Raw genomic sequence first — 16,080 nt, forward strand, 5'->3', positions numbered from 1 at the left:
ATTCTCATCTTCTCATTATGAAGAAATTTGCGCAAGGTGTCTCGGCAACAAGGAGACAAGACCATGCCCATGATCAAAGCGCGTTACACCAAACCCCGAAACGGAAGCGACCCAAAGCTGGAAGTCGCGGCGCTGCTCTCTCGCCTCACGGCGGAAATCCTGCACAAGGACCCGGCCGTCACCGCGGTTCTCGTCGAGAGTGCCGATCCCGAGGACTGGATCATTGCCGGATCGAGTGTCGCCGACCAGAAGATCGGAAGCTTCTATGTCGAGGTTTCGATTACCGAGCACACCAACATAAAGGATGAAACGACCGAATGGGTCCGGCGGGTCTATGACGGGATGAACGCGCTGGTAGGCCCCGTGCACGAGGCGAGCTATGTCCTGGTTCACGCTGTTGATGGCGACGCCTATGGTTATGGCGGGCAAACCCAGAACCTGCGGTGGGCGCGCAAGCACGGATAACGCCGGCAACCAGATGAGGCAGGCCGACAAAGTCAGCGGCGCGGCCCCGGATATACGACCTGCCCGAGGAGGAGGACTACAGCCGTCCCACCTCCTCATTCGGGCGTCGAGCGAAACCGCCCGACACCCGTCATCCAAGTCTACGCTCGCGGGATCAAATCCGCGCACCGCCTGTCGCATCGATCATCTGTCCAGTCGTCCAGCGGGCATCATCCGAGGCAAGGAATGTGATGACGTCAGCAATATCGTCGGCGCGACCGATACGTGAAAAGACGGACAGGGCCTCGGCACCGGCACGGGCCTCAGGCGCTGCCAGCCATTCGGCGTTCATGTCGGTTTCAGTAACACCCGGCAGAACCGAATTGACCGTAATTCCGCGCCGGCCGAATTCCGGGGCGAGTGCCAGCGTCAATGTCTCAAGCGCACCCTTGGATGCCGCATAAGCCGGATGCGTCGGCGCCGCAATGCGCGTGAAACCGGTCGAAACATTGATGATCCGGCCATTGTCGCGGAGATGATCAGCGACAGCCTGAATAAGGAAGAATGGCGCCTTGAAGTTGATCGTCATCAACTCGTCGAACGCGGCTTCCGTTGTTTCTTTCAGCGGCGTCGCCGGGGCAATGCCCGCATTGTTGACGAGAATATCGAGCGATGGCGCGCCGGTGAAAGCGATCGCGGCTTCCTTAAACTGCTCCCACAAGCTGTCGGTCGCTGCTTTCCCTGCCCGCAGATCGGCATTGAGCGCGACCGCCTTCGAACCGAGGGCCTCGATCTCGCGGATCGTTGCCTGTGCGGCATCGGGATTTGCGCCGTAATGGACGCCGATAAGACCTGCACCTTCTTTCGCAAACGCCAGGGCGGCGGCGCGGCCAATACCGCGTGAACTGCCCGTTATGAGGGCGACTTTGTTGGATAGTTTCCGGGACATGGATCACTCCGTTGCGATTTAACTAGCGATCGATATAATAAAAGCCAATCATGATCTGTCAATATTTTTATAGTGATCGATATAATAATGACTGAAACAACGCGAAAACGCGGCAGACCGCGTCTGCTCGATCGGAATGCAGGGCTCGATGTCGCAGCCCGGCTGTTCTGGGAACGCGGCTATGAGGGAACCTCGATAGCGGACCTTACCCATGCGATGGGCATCACCCCGCCGTCCCTCTACGCGACCTTCGGTTCAAAGGAAGAATTATTCCGGCTGGCGCTCGATCATAGCATCGCGCAGCAAAGCCAACGCCGTTCCGAAATGCTGCAGGCGAAAATACCGGCCTACGAGGCGCTCGCCACTTATCTCTACGACATTGCCGAAGGAGACACCCAGCCGGACAAGCCGCGCGGATGCATCGTGTCTACCGCCGTTCTCCAGCATTCGGAAGAAAACGCCTCTGTCGCCCGCACAGCGGCAGCATGGCGCGAGGCGGCAATACAGATTCTCAAGACGCGGTTCGACCGCGCCGTCAGCGAAGGCGAACTGCCCGAGCAAACGGACACGGATACCCTCGCGCGCTTTTATGGCGCCATCATTCAGGGCATGTCTGCACAGGCATGTGATGGCGCATGTACGGCAAGATTGAAGGCTCTGGTCGACGTCGCGCTGACAGCCTGGCCGGGGAAACAGGGCCGTCAGGATTGAACAGGCAGATTGAGGGCTCAGTCAGAATAGGCCGAATAGAGCTGACAGGCGACTCTCCATCAAAACTTGTTCAAGCCCCACCTGCGCGTTAGTGACAGCATTCCCTTTATGATTATTGGTCGAAGGTCTTGAGATACCTGGCCGGAGATGTACCGAGCGCTTTCTTGAACATCGTTATGAAGGCAGATACGGACTCATACCCAAGGTCGCCCGAAACCTGCTGCACTGTTGCCCCCGCTGCAAGACTTCGCAGCGCGATGATCAACTGTAACTGCTGCCGCCAACGCCCGAAAGTCAGGCCGGTCTCCCGTTGAACGAGACGGGCGAGGGAGTTTTCGCTCAACGCCACTCGTGTCGCCCATCGCGCTATCGTGCTTCGGTCAGAAGGATCGTCGACCAGTGCCGACGCGATCCGAGCAAGCCGAGGTTCATCGGTTATCGGCAGATGCAGATCCTCTATGGGCATACGCGACAAGGCCGATAGAAGCAGTGTGGTGAAGAGTTCGGCATCCACCATCGCGACTTCGGACTGGTCAGCCATCTCGATGATAAGTTCCCTGACAAGCGGGGATAGGGAAAGCGTGCAGCACCGGTCCGGAAGGTCGGCGGCGCCCGGCTCAATGAACAGGAAGAACAGACGAGCATTGGCGGTCGCGACATTGCTATGCGGCATGCCCCCTGGAACCCAGACACCACAATGAGGCGGCACCATCCACATCCCGCTTGGAACGCGACAGGTGATCCCGCCTCGCAAAGCCATGACGAGTTGGCCCTTGCGATGTTGGTGCTCGGGAGCTTCGCGCTCGTTTTGCGATACGTCGATCCTGAAGGCATGCGCTCGCGCCGTGGACTCTTCGAGCTCATGGTCGAAGAGAGCTGCGGAAAGAGACATCGGAGGCTGGTTGGATTTAGTGTTCACTTGAGAGGATATCTAAATTCCTCCGAGTGCCTTGTCGATAGGATCATCCGAAAAGATTTCGGAGAATGACGATGGCAATTCAAAAGAACGACCCTCACTGGTGGTCCGATATAGTACGGACTGAAATTCGATTGCCTCACAGGTGCTCTCGCAGACCTTGCATCCTGCCCGCACCGCGCAAGCGGGTCGGGTCCACGCGCATAACCTTTTTGAGGAAGCTTACACGCACCTTCCTCTTGAAAATCCACACGTTCCTTGCCCGCCGGCCCAAAGCCACCTCGACTGTTTCGTGTGCCGACCCGGCTGAAGCCTATATGAATGCCTGCCTGGCGGCACCGCCCTTCTGCTATGTTTCACCGGCAATCTACGGTCTCACCGATGCCGACAACCAGCGAGACCTCCCCACCGGAAGCTCCCGGCCGGGAGATGAGGCGTGAGCACCCGCCCGGTCGTCACCACCGCCAACGTCATTTTTTCCTTGAAGACGTTCGCAGCGGCAATGCTGGTTTATTTCATCGCCATCAGCTTCGATCTGTCTCGACCGTTTTGGGCGGTAGCTACGGTCTACATCGTCGCTCATCCGCTTTCGGGCGCGATCTCCTCCAAGTCAGTCTATCGACTGCTCGGAACTCTCATCGGTGGCGGCGCGACGATCCTCATGGTTCCCACCCTCGCAAACGAGCCTGCACTGCTTTCTGCCGCGATCATTGCCTGGGTCTCGGTATGCACCTTCATCAGTCTTCTCGACCGCACGCCCCGAAGCTATGTTCCGCTACTGGCCGGATATACGGTGCTTCTTGCGGGTTTGCCGCTGGTCACGGCTCCGGCAAACACGTTTGATACGGTCGTATCGCGCATTGAGGAGATCGGCCTTGCCATCGCGTGCGCCTCAATCATCAGCCATGTCGTCTTTCCTGCCCATGTGGGCAACGTTCTCGTCGGTCGGATCGACGCATGGATGGCAAAGACGCGAACGCTCCTCGCCACGACGGCAATCGGAGAGGTGAGCGAAATCCAGAGCAGGATGGAGCGACAAGGTCTCGCGGCGGATGCTGTGGAAATGCGCTCGTTTACGACGCATCTTCAATATGACGGCTCCAGATATCGACGTGCTGTTTCGTTGCCGCGATCACTGCAGCACCGAATGGTGTCCTTGCTTCCATTACTGGCTGAACTCGAAGATTTGCGGCGCTCATTGACCAGGCTGAATACCTCCGGTGCACAATGGGCTCTGGTTGTGATTGCACGGGTGGCTTCTCGTTCGACGAATACCCCAGAACGCCTGAAAGTCGAGATCGATGCGCTTGCTCCGTCCGATACGCTTCACTCCTGGGAAAAGCTTCTCCTCGCCAATGCTTCGCGGAATCTCGGGAATATTCTTCGAATATCCGACGAGTGCCGCACTCTTCGAGAATCTCTGGAAGAAGAGAATACGGCGAGAGCGACCCGCCGCTTCACGGCACCCGAGACAATGCCAGCCCAGCATCGCGACATCGGAATGGCTTCGCTGTCGGCGCTTTCAGTGGCGATCTGCCTGGCGACATCAATCTTCTTCTGGATCGCAAGCGGCTGGCCAGATGGAATGACGTTTGCCCAGATATCAGGGGTCACTTGCTGCCTCCTTGCCACAATGGATGATCCGGTTCCGGCGATGCGCAAGTTTGTCCGCGTAACGATTGGCTCAGTCATCGCAGCATTCGTCTACGGTTTCGCGATCCTTCCGGCGATCAACGGTTTCGTGCCGCTCGTCGCGGCACTTGGGCTGTTCCTGATCCCGGCGGGAATAAGTCTCGCGGTGCCGTCGCTGGCACTCGTCGGCATGGGATTGTGCATAAATTTTCCCCTTCTCCTCACACTCCAGGCACACCAGAGCAGTGACTTCATCACATTCTCGAACACGGGGATTGCCACCGTACTTGCCATGGTCTGGACGATTATAGTCTGCGGTATCTTCCGGTCCGTAAGGGCGGAGACGAACGCCAGAAGGCTTTTTTCCGTTACGCAGAGGCACGTTGCGAAAATCGCCGCCGGCAGACATGCAGACGCTCATGTCACGCACCATCACGTCATCGATATCGCCGGTCTGTTTGCTTCGCGAGCGGCAAAACTCCCATCGACTTCCGATGCCGCGAATGCCGATCTTATTCGGAATTTGCGTACAGGCCTTCATGTGGCGGAGATGCAGCGGCTTGCGGATGAAGCGTCCGAGCCAGTTCGTTGTAAAATGGAAGCCGTCTTCAAGGCAGTGGAAGGGCTATACGACCTGAAGTCCACCAGACGCCGTGAGTCATTGGAAAATGCCCTTGCGGTTTTGGACGAGCTTGTTCTTTCCGCTCCGGGCACTCTCACGGCGGCTGCGGAACGGGAGCTTCTGGTGCAGGTCGCCGCCCTTCGTCTTTGCCTTGCGCCGGACGCTGATCCGCCGGGCTTCTCGACGCCACCTGCAAGCGAGATGGCAGCATGACCGGGCAATTCGATCTCTATGGCGCCTTCCTGCCATCGTTCGCAGCGCTCGCCCTGTTCACCTACGGCGTCCTCCGCGCTCTTGCATCCGCTCTCTCCAAGATCGGGTTCTATCGGCTGGTATGGCATCGTTCGCTGTTCAACCTCGCACTCTACGTCACCCTTCTCGGCGTGTTTTCAATTGCTATGAGCTGGTTTCAAAGATGAAGAATGTCACACATATTTCGGGTCGGGTTCTTTTGACCCTGTCTATGGTCGCTTGTGCCGCGGTGCTGAGCATGCACCTATGGTCGTTTTACATGGAAGCGCCATGGACCCGCGACGCTCATGTCCGTGCCGACATTGTCAGGTTGGCTCCCGATGTCTCCGGCCCCGTCACGGAAGTTCTGGTGTCGGACAACGAGTGGGTGGAGAAAGGCGCAACGCTATTTCGTATCGAAACACTTCGTTTCGAGCTTGCACTGCGTGACGCGGAAGCCCAGGTGCGGAGCGCCAGGGCTTCCGCGGAACTGGCAAGAACCGATTTCGAACGATATCAGTTGCTCGCCTCGAAAGAGGCTGCCAGCCTGAAGCAGCAACAGCAGGCGGAAAGCCAGATGCATCAGGCAGACGCTTCATATCAATCAGCGCTTGCCACCCGGGATCTCGCCGCGCTCAACCTGGAGCGGACAACCGTGAAAGCGCCCGCAACTGGGGTCGTCACGAACTTCTCTCTGCGCCGCGGAAACTATGTCTCTTCGGGTAATGCCATCGGGGTGCTGGTAGAAAGAGAATCCATCTATATCGCAGGATATTTCGAAGAGACAAAGCTTCCCCGGCTCCACGTAAACGATCGTGTGAGGATCGACATCATGGGTGAGCCTGAACCTGTGATCGGGCACGTCGCAAGCATCGCGGCCGGCATCGAGGATCGGGAGCGCAGCGATTCCGCAGGTGCTCTCGCAAGTGTGGCACCAACATTCTCATGGGTTCGTCTGGCTCAGAGGATTCCGGTGCGGATATCGATCGACGAGATCCCTGATGGCGTGCAACTGATAGCGGGCCGGACTGCAACGGTTTCGATTGAACAAAACAGGGACTAGGTCTTATCTGGCTCTATCAACGGCGTTGTGTGATCGCTAACCGGGTTTAGTCGTAAGATTCCTGGAACCTTTCGCAGCCGATTACGACTCGGTTTGCAGCGAAATAAGCCATTGGAGCCACCTATTGCCAGCCGCCTGGGAGATACCGAGAACGACGACGCCGGCCAGCGTTCCCCGGATCGGGCCGAGGCCGCCAGGAATCACTGCTTCAAAGGCAGACAGCATACGCTCGGGGCTGGTCAATGGATCGAACGTCCCCAAGCGTATGCTGCAAAAGATTGCCGCAACGGCGGAGATGGAGCGGAACTTGCAGCCGCCGTAACGAGGCTTTCGCAATAGGACACTGTTGTCCGAATGCGAATTTTCTGCGGAACAATCTGTAGATGGTGAAGTTACCCTTCTTCAGGAGGAGGACAATCTATGACCACCAAAGCCATTTTTGCCGGAGCAGCCACTGCCCTGTCGATGCTTTTTTCCACTGCCGCATTGGCACAAACCGACCTGACGATGTGGTATCATGGTGCGGGCAATGTTGAAGAACGCAAGATCCTGGCGGGCATTATCGAAGACTTCAATTCGTCTCAGTCAGACTGGCGGGTCTCGCTTCAGGAATTTCCCCAGAGCGCATATAATGAGTCCGTCACCGCCGCTGCGCTCTCCAACAAGCTGCCTGACATTCTGGATGTCGACGGCCCGAACATGCCAAACTGGGCGTGGTCCGGTTATCTGCAGCCACTGCAGATCGATGAGGCAAAGCTTGCCAATTTCCTGCCGGGCGCCGTCGGGAAGTGGGGAGACAAGCTCTATTCAGTCGGCCTGTGGGACGCAGCCGTCGCGGTCTTTGCCCGCAAATCTGTTCTCGATGAAAATGGCATTCGCATTCCAACGCTGGACCAGCCATGGAGCGGCGAAGAATTTAATGCAGCGCTCGAAAAGCTCGCGGCCAGCGGCAAGTTCGACTATGCGATCGACCTCGGCATGGCCGATAAAACCGAATGGTACAGCTATGCCTTCAGCCCGTTTCTGGAAAGCTTCGGCGGCAGTTTGATCGACAAGGAAAATTATCAGACCGCCGAGAACGTCCTTAACGGAGACAGTGCCATCAAGTTCGGAGAATGGTGGCAGTCCCTGTTCCAGAAGAAGCTCGCACCCGGAACCTCGCAGTCGCCTGCCGACCATGAAACCGGATTTCTGGAAGGTCGCCACGCCCTGCAATGGATGGGCAACTGGGTGGCGGTGAAGGCTCTGGAGAAATATGGGGACGATCTGCTTTTCCTGCCTGCCCCTGATTTCGGGAACGGTCCGAAGATCGGTGCCGGGTCCTGGCAGTTTGGCGTGTCGGCCACCAGCAAACATCCCGAAGGCGCATCCGCCTTCATCGAATTCGCCATACAGGACAAATATCTCGCGCAGTTCTCCGATGCGATCGGCCTGATCCCGGCCACGTCTTCAGCGGCCCAGATGACGAAGAATTACAAGCAGGGCGGCCCGCTCGAGGTTTTCTTCGAGCTCTCCAAGCGTCAGGGAACATTGCGTCCGGTGACGCCAGCTTACGCCTTCATCTCGCCGGTCTTTTCCAAGGCCGTGTCCGACATTGCCAATGGCGCGGATGTGGCCGATACGCTGGACAATGCAACCGACGAGATAAACAACAACATAGAGCGTAATTCCGGTTACCAACCCAAATAGGGGCATGTGATCGATGGCGCTCTTTTCCTCAAAGGGGAAACTGACCCGGGACGGTTTCACGGGCTGGTTCATGGCTGGACCGGCCATGGTGCTGATCGGGCTGTTCCTGATCATGCCCTTTCTGCTGGGGCTCGGTTTTTCCTTCACCAACCAGCGGCTGACATCTCCCAATCCGACCGAGTTTGTCGGCGTTGAAAACTATACCCGGCTGCTGGGTATCGGCGTGCTCACGCTCGAGCCGGAAAGGGAGGCGGATGGGAGCCTCAAGCAGGGTGCGGATGGCGCCATCTCCTATCCGCGAATTCGCAATTTCACCCGCAACAATCCCGACTATCCCCATCTGGAAGGGATGCGGGAATATAAGAGCTTCACCTGGGGCGAGAACCAGATCGTCATTCTGGCGCGCGACGTTGTTTTTTTGACAGCACTCGTCAATACGCTTTCCTTCGTGGCGGTCGTTGCGCCGGTTCAGGCAGCACTTGCGTTGTTTCTTGCCCTGTTGGTGAACCAGAAGATTCCCGGCGTCACGATTTTCCGTGCGATCTACTTCATGCCTGTGGTGCTGTCGGTGGTGGTGGTGGCCCTGCTCTGGCGGTTTATCTATGCGGCGGATAACGGGCTCCTGAACAGCCTTTTGAGTTACATGAGCTTCGGGCTGTTCCAGCCTGTCGACTGGCTGGGCAGAACCGATACCGCCCTGTGGGCCATTCTGGTGATGTCAGTCTGGCAGGGCGTCGGTTTCCACATGGTCATATGGCTTTCCGGCCTGCAAACAATCTCTCCGGATCTTTACGAGGCGGCTGATATCGAAGGAGCGAGCCGCTGGCAGAAGTTCAGCATGATAACCTGGCCGCTGCTGCGCAACACGGCCGTGCTGATTATCATCGTCATTACCATGCAGGCTTTTGCCCTTTTTGCGCAGATCGATGTGATGACCAAGGGCGGGCCCCGCGATTCGACGCAGAGCATCGTCTATCAGGCGGTTGAGCGGGGATACCGACAGCAGGACATCGCGGCAGGTTCGGCAATCTCGGTCGTCCTGTTCCTGCTTGTCCTGTGCATATCGCTCACCCAGCGATACCTGACAAGGGAGAAGCAATGATGCAGGCCGGACAACGCAAAAGCCTCGCTTTTCTCATCGGCAACTATGTACTCATGCTGGCTTTCGCGGCGATCTTCATTTTGCCCCTGCTCTTCATGGGCTTCTCGTCGCTGAAACCGAACGACCAGCTGCTCAGTGATGCCACGTCGATACGAGCTTTCCTGCCGGTGGGAGACCTTTCGCTCGAAAACTACACTGCGGCTTTTGCCCGAGCGCCGATTGCGACCTTCATATTCAACTCGGTGCTGGTAACGGGCGTTACCGTCTTTCTCGCCCTGCTGCTTGGCTCACTTGCCGCCTTCGCTTTCACCTTTTTGAACTGGCGTGGAAAGGATGTTCTCTTCTCGGTCATCCTCGCCACCCTCATCATCCCCTTTGAAACCATTGCCGTGCCGCTGCTGCTGGAAGTCAACAACCTGCCATGGATCGGCAGCAATGGGTTCACCTGGGGATGGCTCAATTCCTGGCATGTGCAGATCATTCCATGGATCGCAGACGGGCTGACGATTTTCCTCTTCGTGCAATATTTCAAGGATCTGCCGAAGGAGTTGCTGGAGGCGGCGCGCATCGACGGGGCTGGCTGGCTGCGGATTTACGCTCAGGTGGTGATGCCGCTCAGCGGCCCGGTCATCGCAACGGCTGCGATCCTGAAGTTTCTCGTCATGTACAGCCAGCAATATCTATGGCCGCTTCTCGTCACCCAGTCCGAGGCCTACAGGCCGGTGATGGTGGGGCTGCAATATTTCTTCCAGCTCAACACACCCTGGGGTGAGGTGATGGCTTATCTCACCATCATTACGCTGCCGGTGCTGATCTTTTATCTCTGCCTGCAGAGGCTGTTCATCTCCAGTATCGCTGCGAGCGGGATAAAGGGATAATGCATCGGCAAGGTCGCGGCGCGAACCGTTCGGCCCCCCGAAGGCCGGCATCTTCGCTTCGCGACAGCCTGCCGCCGGATGAGTTCCCACCAAAGTTTTCTACAAGAAACTGCTGGGTCAAGCTCGGGAGGCTGGGTACGTCAACCCAAGTGAAACGCGAGGTTTCGCCAGAACTCACAATTTATTGTGGTTGCGTTATTGTGGTTGCGCTTTGAAGCAATTTGGCCTTGTTTGTGGACTTAAAATATTCACGGGGAAAGAAAACAATGTCGATAACAACAACAGCGCGCGTCACTCTGCTGGTAGGATCGCTTCTGATCGGTGCCAGTTCCGCACTTGCAGAAACAGTTCTGCACCGTGGTAATGCTGGGGAACCACAGACGCTCGATCAGGCACAAACCTCGATCAACATCGAAGCCTTTATCCTGAAAGACCTTTATGAAGGTCTCACCATTTACGATGCTGCCGGCAAGATCATTCCCGGTACGGCGGAAAGCTGGACGCTGTCTGAGGATGGCACAGTCTACACGTTCAAGCTGCGCGCGGATGCGAAGTGGTCAGATGGTACTCCGGTAACGGCTGGAGATTTCGTTTTCTCCTACCAGCGCGTCGAGGACCCGAAGACCGCGGCAAAATATGCGAATATTCTCTACCCGATCAAGAACGCCGAAAAGATCAACAAGGGCGAAACGCCGGTTGAGCAGCTCGGCGTGAAGGCGGTGGATGACAAGACCCTTGAGATCACACTCGAGCGCCCGACACCCTTCTTCGTTGAACTGCTTGCCCATCAGGCGGCTCTGCCCATCTCAAAGGCGAGCTACGAAAAGAACGGCACGAACTTCGTAAAGCCTGGTGTCATGGTCTCGAACGGTGCATACAAGCTCGAAGCGCATGTCCCGAATGACAGCCTGACGGTCGTCAAGAACACCAGTTTCTGGGACGCAGCAAACACCAAGATCGATAAGGTCATCTTCTACCCGGTGGACGACCAGGCCGCATCCGTTCGCCGTTTCGAAGCGAAGGAAATGGACCTCGCCTACAATTTTTCCGCGGATCAGATCGACCGTCTGCGCAAGGCCTATGGTGAACAGGTTCACGTTTCGCCGACCCTTGCGACCTATTACTACACCTTCGATACGCGCGAAGCGCCCTATAACGACGTCCGGGTCCGCCGAGCCCTGTCGATGGCGTTGGACCGCGATTTCCTCGCCAAGGAAATCTACAGCGGCTCTCAGGTTCCGGCCTACTCGATGGTTCCCCCCGGTATGGCTTCCTACGGCGAGCCAGCCAAGGCCGACTTTGCGACGCTGTCCCAGCTTGATCGCGAAGACGAAGCCCTCAAACTCATGAAGGAAGCCGGTTACGGTGAGGGCGGCAAGCCTCTTTCCGTCGAAATCCGCTACAACACCAACCCGAACCATGAACGCGTTGCCACCGCTATTGCAGATATGTGGAAGAACACCTTTGGCGCAAAGGTGTCGCTGGTGAACCTCGACGTCGCCTCGCACTATGGCTACCTGCAGGAAGGCGGCAAATTCAATGTCGCGCGTGCTGGCTGGGTTGCCGACTATGCGGATGCGGAAAACTTCCTCGCGCTTTCCATATCCTCCAACAAGACCTTCAACTACGCCAAGTTCAACAACGCCGAATATGATGCGTTGATGAAGAAATCCTATGACGAAAAGGATCCGGCAGCGCGCTCCAAGCTGCTGCATGAGGCAGAAACGATCCTCATGAAGGAACAGCCGGTTGCTCCGCTTCTCACGCAGGCCGATCTCTGGCTGGTTTCCAACCGCGTCAAGGGTTGGGAAGATAATGCTGCCAACGAACACCTCAGCCGCTTCCTGAGCGTTTCCGAATAAGCAGCACTGGCACGGTGGCCGAAACCACCGTGCCATGCCGGAGCCCGAAAAACCATGATCTCGTTTATTCTGCGCCGTTTGGCGAGCGCCGTGCCGACGTTGTTTATCGTCGTTACGATTTCGTTTTTCCTGATGCGTTTCGCACCGGGCGGTCCGTTCAATCTTGAACGCCCCCTGCCGCCGCAGACGATGGAAAACCTGATGAGAACCTATCATCTGGATGAACCATTGTGGCGCCAGTATCTCATCTATCTCGGCAATGCCGTCACCGGCGATTTCGGTCCGAGCTACATCTACAAGGACAACACCGTCGCCCAGCTAATCGGCAAGGGTCTGCCCTATTCGCTGGAACTCGGCAGCTATGCTCTTCTATTGGCGCTGGTGGGCGGCGTTCTTGCCGGCACCTTCGCCGCGCTCAAGCAGAACAGTGCCTTCGATTTCTCGATCATGTCGATTTCGACGGTCGGCGTCACCGTGCCGAACTTCGTTGTCGCACCGGTTCTGACGCTGATCTTCGCCGTCATGCTCGGGCTTCTGCCGGCAGGCAGCTGGGGCGACGGATCGCTGCGATATCTCATTCTTCCAATGATCGCGCTCGCTTTGCCGCAGCTTGCGGTTATCGCGCGCCTGACGCGCGGTGCCATGATCGAGGCATTGCGGATGGACCATATCCGCACCGCCAAGGCCTACGGTCTTCCAGCGCGCAGCGTGGTGGTGTTCCACGCCATGCGCGCGGCGATGCTGCCGGTCGTTTCTTATCTCGCGCCCTGTGCCGCAGCCCTGCTCACCGGTTCGGCGGTCGTCGAGACGATCTTCACGATCCCCGGCGTCGGCCGCTATTTCGTTCTTGGCGCCATCAATCGTGACTATACGCTGGTGATGGGAACCGTCGTTCTCGTCGCCATTTTTGTCATCGTGTTCAATCTCGTGGTCGATATTCTCTACGGCCTGCTCGATCCGAGGGTCAGACATGACTGATATCTCCGGCAATATTGCCCCTCAACCATCGGTGAAAAGCCGAAGCCTGTTCCAGCTGGCAGCCCTGCGTTTCAAACGAAACAAGGCGGCCATGGCTGGCTCCATCATGCTCGTGCTGATTACACTTTTCTCATTTATCGGTCCGAATTTCCTTACGCACACCTATGATCAGGTGTTTTCATCCTATGTCTCCGTGGCGCCAAGCCTTGAGCCACGCCCGGATGTGAACAACCTTCAGGGCGTGATGGAGGGCGTCGCAGGCCGCGCGCGCGTGGAACTGAAGGAATTTTCCGTGGAGGGGCAGACCTTCACGGCAACCATCACCTCCAGTAGCCCGATCGACCCGCGCGCGACACGTTATTTCGACCGCGCCAACGAATTCGAAAATACGAAGGTCGTCGCCACCGAAGATGAAGGCCGGACGCTGAAGCTGGAAGGCGAGGTAAACCGCGAATACTTCTTCTTCGGTACGGATTCGAACGGTCGCGACATGCTGGCTCGCGTGATGCTGGGTGGGCAGATCTCGATCACCGTCGGCGTTCTCGCCAGTCTCGTTTCGCTTGGGATCGGCGTCGTTTACGGCGCGACTGCGGGGTATATCGGGGGGCGTGTCGACAATGTGATGATGCGTTTCGTCGAAATCCTCTATTCGCTGCCCTTCGTCTTTCTGGTGGTCGTTCTGGTGGTCTTTTTCGGCCGCAGCTTTATCCTGATCTTCCTGGTCATCGGTGCCGTGGAATGGCTGGATATGGCACGTATCGTGCGTGGCCAGACGCTTGCCTTGAAACGGCGGGAATTCGTGAGTGCTGCCCAAGCCCTGGGTTTGAGCGACTGGCAGATCATCCGCCGCCACATCATTCCCAATACCATCGGGCCCGTCGTCGTCTTCGTCACCGTTGTCGTGCCCAAGGTCATTCTTCTGGAAAGCTTCCTCTCCTTCCTCGGTCTTGGCGTGCAGGCGCCGTTGACGAGCTGGGGCGCGCTGATTTCCGAAGGTGCCAACAATATCCAATCGGCACCATGGCTCCTGATATTTCCGGCGATCTTCTTCGTGCTGACCCTGTTTTCGCTCAATTTCGTGGGCGATGGGTTGCGTGATGCGCTCGATCCCAAGGATCGTTGATATGACCAAGACATCTGAAACCATCCTCACCGCCCGCAATCTCAAGGTCGATTTCACCACGCCTGATGGCACGGTGAATGCCGTTAAAGGCATCGATCTTGACGTCAAACCGGGGGAAACGCTCGCCGTTGTCGGCGAATCCGGTTCCGGCAAAAGCCAGACCATGATGGGCATCATGGGGCTGCTTGCATCCAACGGCGTTATTGAGGGCTCGGCAAAATATCGCGGGCGCGAGCTGATCGGTCTGCCGGTCAGCAAACTGAACGACATCCGCGGCGCGAAAATCACCATGATTTTCCAGGAGCCGATGACCTCGCTCGATCCCCTCTACAGGATAGGCGCGCAAATCGCCGAACCGATCATCCACCACAAAGGTGGCAGCAAAAGACAAGCGCGTGCACGCGTTCTCGAACTCCTGAAGCTCGTGGGAATTCCTGATCCGGAGCGGCGCATAGACAGCTACCCACACGAACTCTCCGGCGGCCAGCGCCAGCGCGTCATGATTGCCATGGCTCTCGCGAATGAACCGGACATTCTGATTGCAGATGAGCCGACGACTGCGCTCGATGTAACGATCCAGGCGCAGATTCTCGACCTTCTGAAGTCGTTGCAGCAACGCTTCGGCATGGCCATAGTCCTGATCACGCATGATCTCGGCGTTGTCCGCCACTTTGCCGATCGCGTCGCCGTCATGCGCCGCGGCGAGATTGTCGAGACCGGCACGACGGAGGATATCTTCGATCGTCCGCAGGCGGAATACACCAGGATGCTTCTTGACGCAGAACCCAGCGGGCACAAGCCTGCAGTCGGTAAAGAGGCGCCGATCGTTCTTTCCGGCCAGAACGTGACAGTCGATTATAAAATCCCCGGCGGCTTCCTGTCGAAGCCCAGCAGGTTTCGGGCCGTCGATGACGTCAATCTCAGCCTTCACCAGGGACAGACCATCGGCATCGTCGGTGAATCGGGATCGGGCAAGTCCACGCTCGGTCGCGCGCTTTTGCGTCTTGCCCATGCAAATGGCCGCATTTTCTTCGGCGCGACGGAAATCAGCGGCCTCGACCGAAAGGCCATGCGGCCTTTGCGACGGCATCTGCAGCTGGTGTTCCAGGATCCTTATGGCTCTCTCTCGCCCAGACAGACGGTCGGAGAAATAATCACCGAAGGTCTGTTCGTGCATGAGCAGCAACTCAGCCGGGCGGAGCGTGACAAACGCGCAATCGAAGCGCTGAAAGAAGTCGGTCTCGATCCCGCCGCCCGCAACCGTTACCCTCACGAGTTTTCAGGCGGACAACGTCAGCGTATCGCAATTGCCCGCGCGATCATCCTTAAGCCTGATGTCGTCATTCTCGACGAACCTACATCGGCGCTGGACCGATCCGTTCAGGGCCAGGTTATTGACCTGCTGCGCGATTTGCAAAAAACGCACGGCCTTTCTTACATCTTCATCAGCCACGACCTTTCTGTCGTCAAAGCCATTTCGGATTACGTCATCGTCATGAGAAACGGGAAGATTGTGGAGGAGGGAGAAACGGACGACATATTCAACAGGCCGACGGCGGAATATACCGAAACACTCATCAAATCCGCGTTCTCGGCGGGAGTCGCACGGTAGATTAGCGCCCGACAGTGCCGGACTACCCCTCTTGGCAGGGCACAGGACCATCACGTCCGCGCTGTTCTTCCGGGTCTCGGTCTTTCGTCGAAAGCGGTCTATCCCTGTGATCCTGTAAATCCAGCTTCTGTATAATCTCAGGCATTGAGAGGTTGGAGATTTGGCGACCATTGCGGTTTGACGGAATATCGTAATTTCCGAGATCCAGAAACGCCAAAAAGGGCTCTGAGTTGTCTCGGAGCCCTTTGATATGTTTGGTAGGGTTTGG

The 16,080-nt window shown here is 57.2% G+C and carries 16 protein-coding genes; 13 read left to right on the plus strand and 3 right to left on the minus strand.

The annotated features are described in order from the left end of the window. Positions 1 to 63: 63 nt before the first annotated feature. Positions 64 to 465, plus strand: coding sequence for a 4-oxalocrotonate tautomerase family protein (locus DA915_RS26950; protein ID WP_003510206.1), 402 nt, complete (start codon positions 64 to 66; stop codon positions 463 to 465). 154 nt (positions 466 to 619) lie between these two features. On the opposite strand, the gene DA915_RS26955 is transcribed toward DA915_RS26950, so the two are convergent. Beyond that, a complete protein-coding gene (locus DA915_RS26955; protein ID WP_003510207.1) occupies positions 620 to 1,393 on the minus strand; it encodes an SDR family NAD(P)-dependent oxidoreductase in 774 nt (257 codons plus the stop codon). Between the two features lie 87 nt (positions 1,394 to 1,480). Here DA915_RS26955 and DA915_RS26960 point away from each other — a divergent pair, with 87 nt between their 5' ends. Continuing rightward, the gene (locus tag DA915_RS26960; protein ID WP_099086312.1) at positions 1,481 to 2,104 is read left to right on the plus strand and encodes a TetR/AcrR family transcriptional regulator; all 624 of its coding nucleotides are present in this window, start codon (positions 1,481 to 1,483) and stop codon (positions 2,102 to 2,104) included. A gap of 112 nt (positions 2,105 to 2,216) precedes the next feature. Here the strand turns inward: DA915_RS26960 and DA915_RS26965 are convergent, their stop codons facing one another. After that, entirely contained in the window at positions 2,217 to 2,996 is a 780-nt protein-coding gene (locus tag DA915_RS26965) for a helix-turn-helix domain-containing protein (protein ID WP_035213610.1), read from the minus strand. A gap of 236 nt (positions 2,997 to 3,232) precedes the next feature. Here DA915_RS26965 and DA915_RS26970 point away from each other — a divergent pair, with 236 nt between their 5' ends. From DA915_RS26970 to DA915_RS27025, 11 genes are all read left to right on the plus strand, one after another. Further along, positions 3,233 to 3,460 carry a hypothetical protein gene (locus tag DA915_RS26970; RefSeq protein WP_153064597.1) on the plus strand — a complete coding sequence of 76 codons (228 nt, stop codon included), beginning with the start codon at positions 3,233 to 3,235 and terminating at the stop codon, positions 3,458 to 3,460. Then, on the plus strand, positions 3,457 to 5,487 hold the full coding sequence (locus tag DA915_RS26975; protein ID WP_107677817.1) for an FUSC family protein: 2,031 nt from the start codon (positions 3,457 to 3,459) through the stop codon (positions 5,485 to 5,487). The genes DA915_RS26970 and DA915_RS26975 overlap by 4 nt, the downstream gene beginning before the upstream one ends. Beyond that, positions 5,484 to 5,693 (plus strand): DUF1656 domain-containing protein, encoded by a 210-nt coding sequence (locus tag DA915_RS26980; protein WP_080864652.1) that lies wholly within the window; start codon positions 5,484 to 5,486, stop codon positions 5,691 to 5,693. Before DA915_RS26975 ends, DA915_RS26980 begins: the two co-directional genes overlap by 4 nt. Then, positions 5,690 to 6,568, plus strand: a complete 879-nt coding sequence (locus DA915_RS26985; protein ID WP_107677818.1) for an HlyD family secretion protein — start codon at positions 5,690 to 5,692, stop codon at positions 6,566 to 6,568. The genes DA915_RS26980 and DA915_RS26985 overlap by 4 nt, the downstream gene beginning before the upstream one ends. 420 nt (positions 6,569 to 6,988) lie before the next feature. Beyond that, a complete protein-coding gene (locus tag DA915_RS26995) occupies positions 6,989 to 8,257 on the plus strand; it encodes an extracellular solute-binding protein (RefSeq protein WP_107677820.1) in 1,269 nt (422 codons plus the stop codon). A gap of 13 nt (positions 8,258 to 8,270) precedes the next feature. Then, positions 8,271 to 9,359, plus strand: a complete 1,089-nt coding sequence (locus DA915_RS27000; protein ID WP_107677821.1) for a carbohydrate ABC transporter permease — start codon at positions 8,271 to 8,273, stop codon at positions 9,357 to 9,359. After that, positions 9,356 to 10,237 (plus strand): carbohydrate ABC transporter permease, encoded by an 882-nt coding sequence (locus tag DA915_RS27005; protein WP_080570440.1) that lies wholly within the window; start codon positions 9,356 to 9,358, stop codon positions 10,235 to 10,237. The genes DA915_RS27000 and DA915_RS27005 overlap by 4 nt, the downstream gene beginning before the upstream one ends. A 266-nt stretch (positions 10,238 to 10,503) precedes the next feature. After that, entirely contained in the window at positions 10,504 to 12,099 is a 1,596-nt protein-coding gene (locus DA915_RS27010; RefSeq protein WP_107677822.1) for a peptide ABC transporter substrate-binding protein, read from the plus strand. 54 nt (positions 12,100 to 12,153) lie between these two features. Further along, positions 12,154 to 13,077: an oligopeptide ABC transporter permease OppB gene (gene oppB, locus DA915_RS27015; protein ID WP_003510218.1), complete on the plus strand. Its 924-nt coding sequence runs from the start codon at positions 12,154 to 12,156 to the stop codon at positions 13,075 to 13,077. Continuing rightward, positions 13,070 to 14,200, plus strand: a complete 1,131-nt coding sequence (locus DA915_RS27020; RefSeq protein ID WP_003510220.1) for an ABC transporter permease — start codon at positions 13,070 to 13,072, stop codon at positions 14,198 to 14,200. Before oppB ends, DA915_RS27020 begins: the two co-directional genes overlap by 8 nt. A 1-nt stretch (position 14,201) precedes the next feature. Next, a complete protein-coding gene (locus DA915_RS27025; RefSeq protein WP_192886672.1) occupies positions 14,202 to 15,812 on the plus strand; it encodes an ABC transporter ATP-binding protein in 1,611 nt (536 codons plus the stop codon). A 22-nt stretch (positions 15,813 to 15,834) separates the two neighbouring features. Here the strand turns inward: DA915_RS27025 and DA915_RS29140 are convergent. Continuing rightward, positions 15,835 to 16,080, minus strand: a 246-nt coding sequence (locus tag DA915_RS29140; protein ID WP_210204448.1) for a hypothetical protein, incomplete at its 5' end; no start/stop codon positions are given.

This window comes from Agrobacterium sp. LAD9, from assembly GCF_003031125.1.
Taxonomy (GTDB): Bacteria; Pseudomonadota; Alphaproteobacteria; order Rhizobiales; family Rhizobiaceae; genus Agrobacterium; species Agrobacterium radiobacter.

Coding starts and splice junctions, on each gene's coding strand:
- DA915_RS26950 (WP_003510206.1), top strand. CDS start 64: ATGCCCATGATCAAAGCGCGTTACACCAAACCCCGAAACGGAAGCGAC.
- DA915_RS27010 (WP_107677822.1), top strand. CDS start 10,504: ATGTCGATAACAACAACAGCGCGCGTCACTCTGCTGGTAGGATCGCTT.
- DA915_RS26960 (WP_099086312.1), top strand. CDS start 1,481: ATGACTGAAACAACGCGAAAACGCGGCAGACCGCGTCTGCTCGATCGG.
- DA915_RS27000 (WP_107677821.1), top strand. CDS start 8,271: ATGGCGCTCTTTTCCTCAAAGGGGAAACTGACCCGGGACGGTTTCACG.
- DA915_RS27025 (WP_192886672.1), top strand. CDS start 14,202: ATGACCAAGACATCTGAAACCATCCTCACCGCCCGCAATCTCAAGGTC.
- DA915_RS27020 (WP_003510220.1), top strand. CDS start 13,070: ATGACTGATATCTCCGGCAATATTGCCCCTCAACCATCGGTGAAAAGC.
- oppB (WP_003510218.1), top strand. CDS start 12,154: ATGATCTCGTTTATTCTGCGCCGTTTGGCGAGCGCCGTGCCGACGTTG.
- DA915_RS27005 (WP_080570440.1), top strand. CDS start 9,356: ATGATGCAGGCCGGACAACGCAAAAGCCTCGCTTTTCTCATCGGCAAC.
- DA915_RS26985 (WP_107677818.1), top strand. CDS start 5,690: ATGAAGAATGTCACACATATTTCGGGTCGGGTTCTTTTGACCCTGTCT.
- DA915_RS26980 (WP_080864652.1), top strand. CDS start 5,484: ATGACCGGGCAATTCGATCTCTATGGCGCCTTCCTGCCATCGTTCGCA.
- DA915_RS26995 (WP_107677820.1), top strand. CDS start 6,989: ATGACCACCAAAGCCATTTTTGCCGGAGCAGCCACTGCCCTGTCGATG.
- DA915_RS26965 (WP_035213610.1), bottom strand. CDS start 2,996: ATGTCTCTTTCCGCAGCTCTCTTCGACCATGAGCTCGAAGAGTCCACG.
- DA915_RS26955 (WP_003510207.1), bottom strand. CDS start 1,393: ATGTCCCGGAAACTATCCAACAAAGTCGCCCTCATAACGGGCAGTTCA.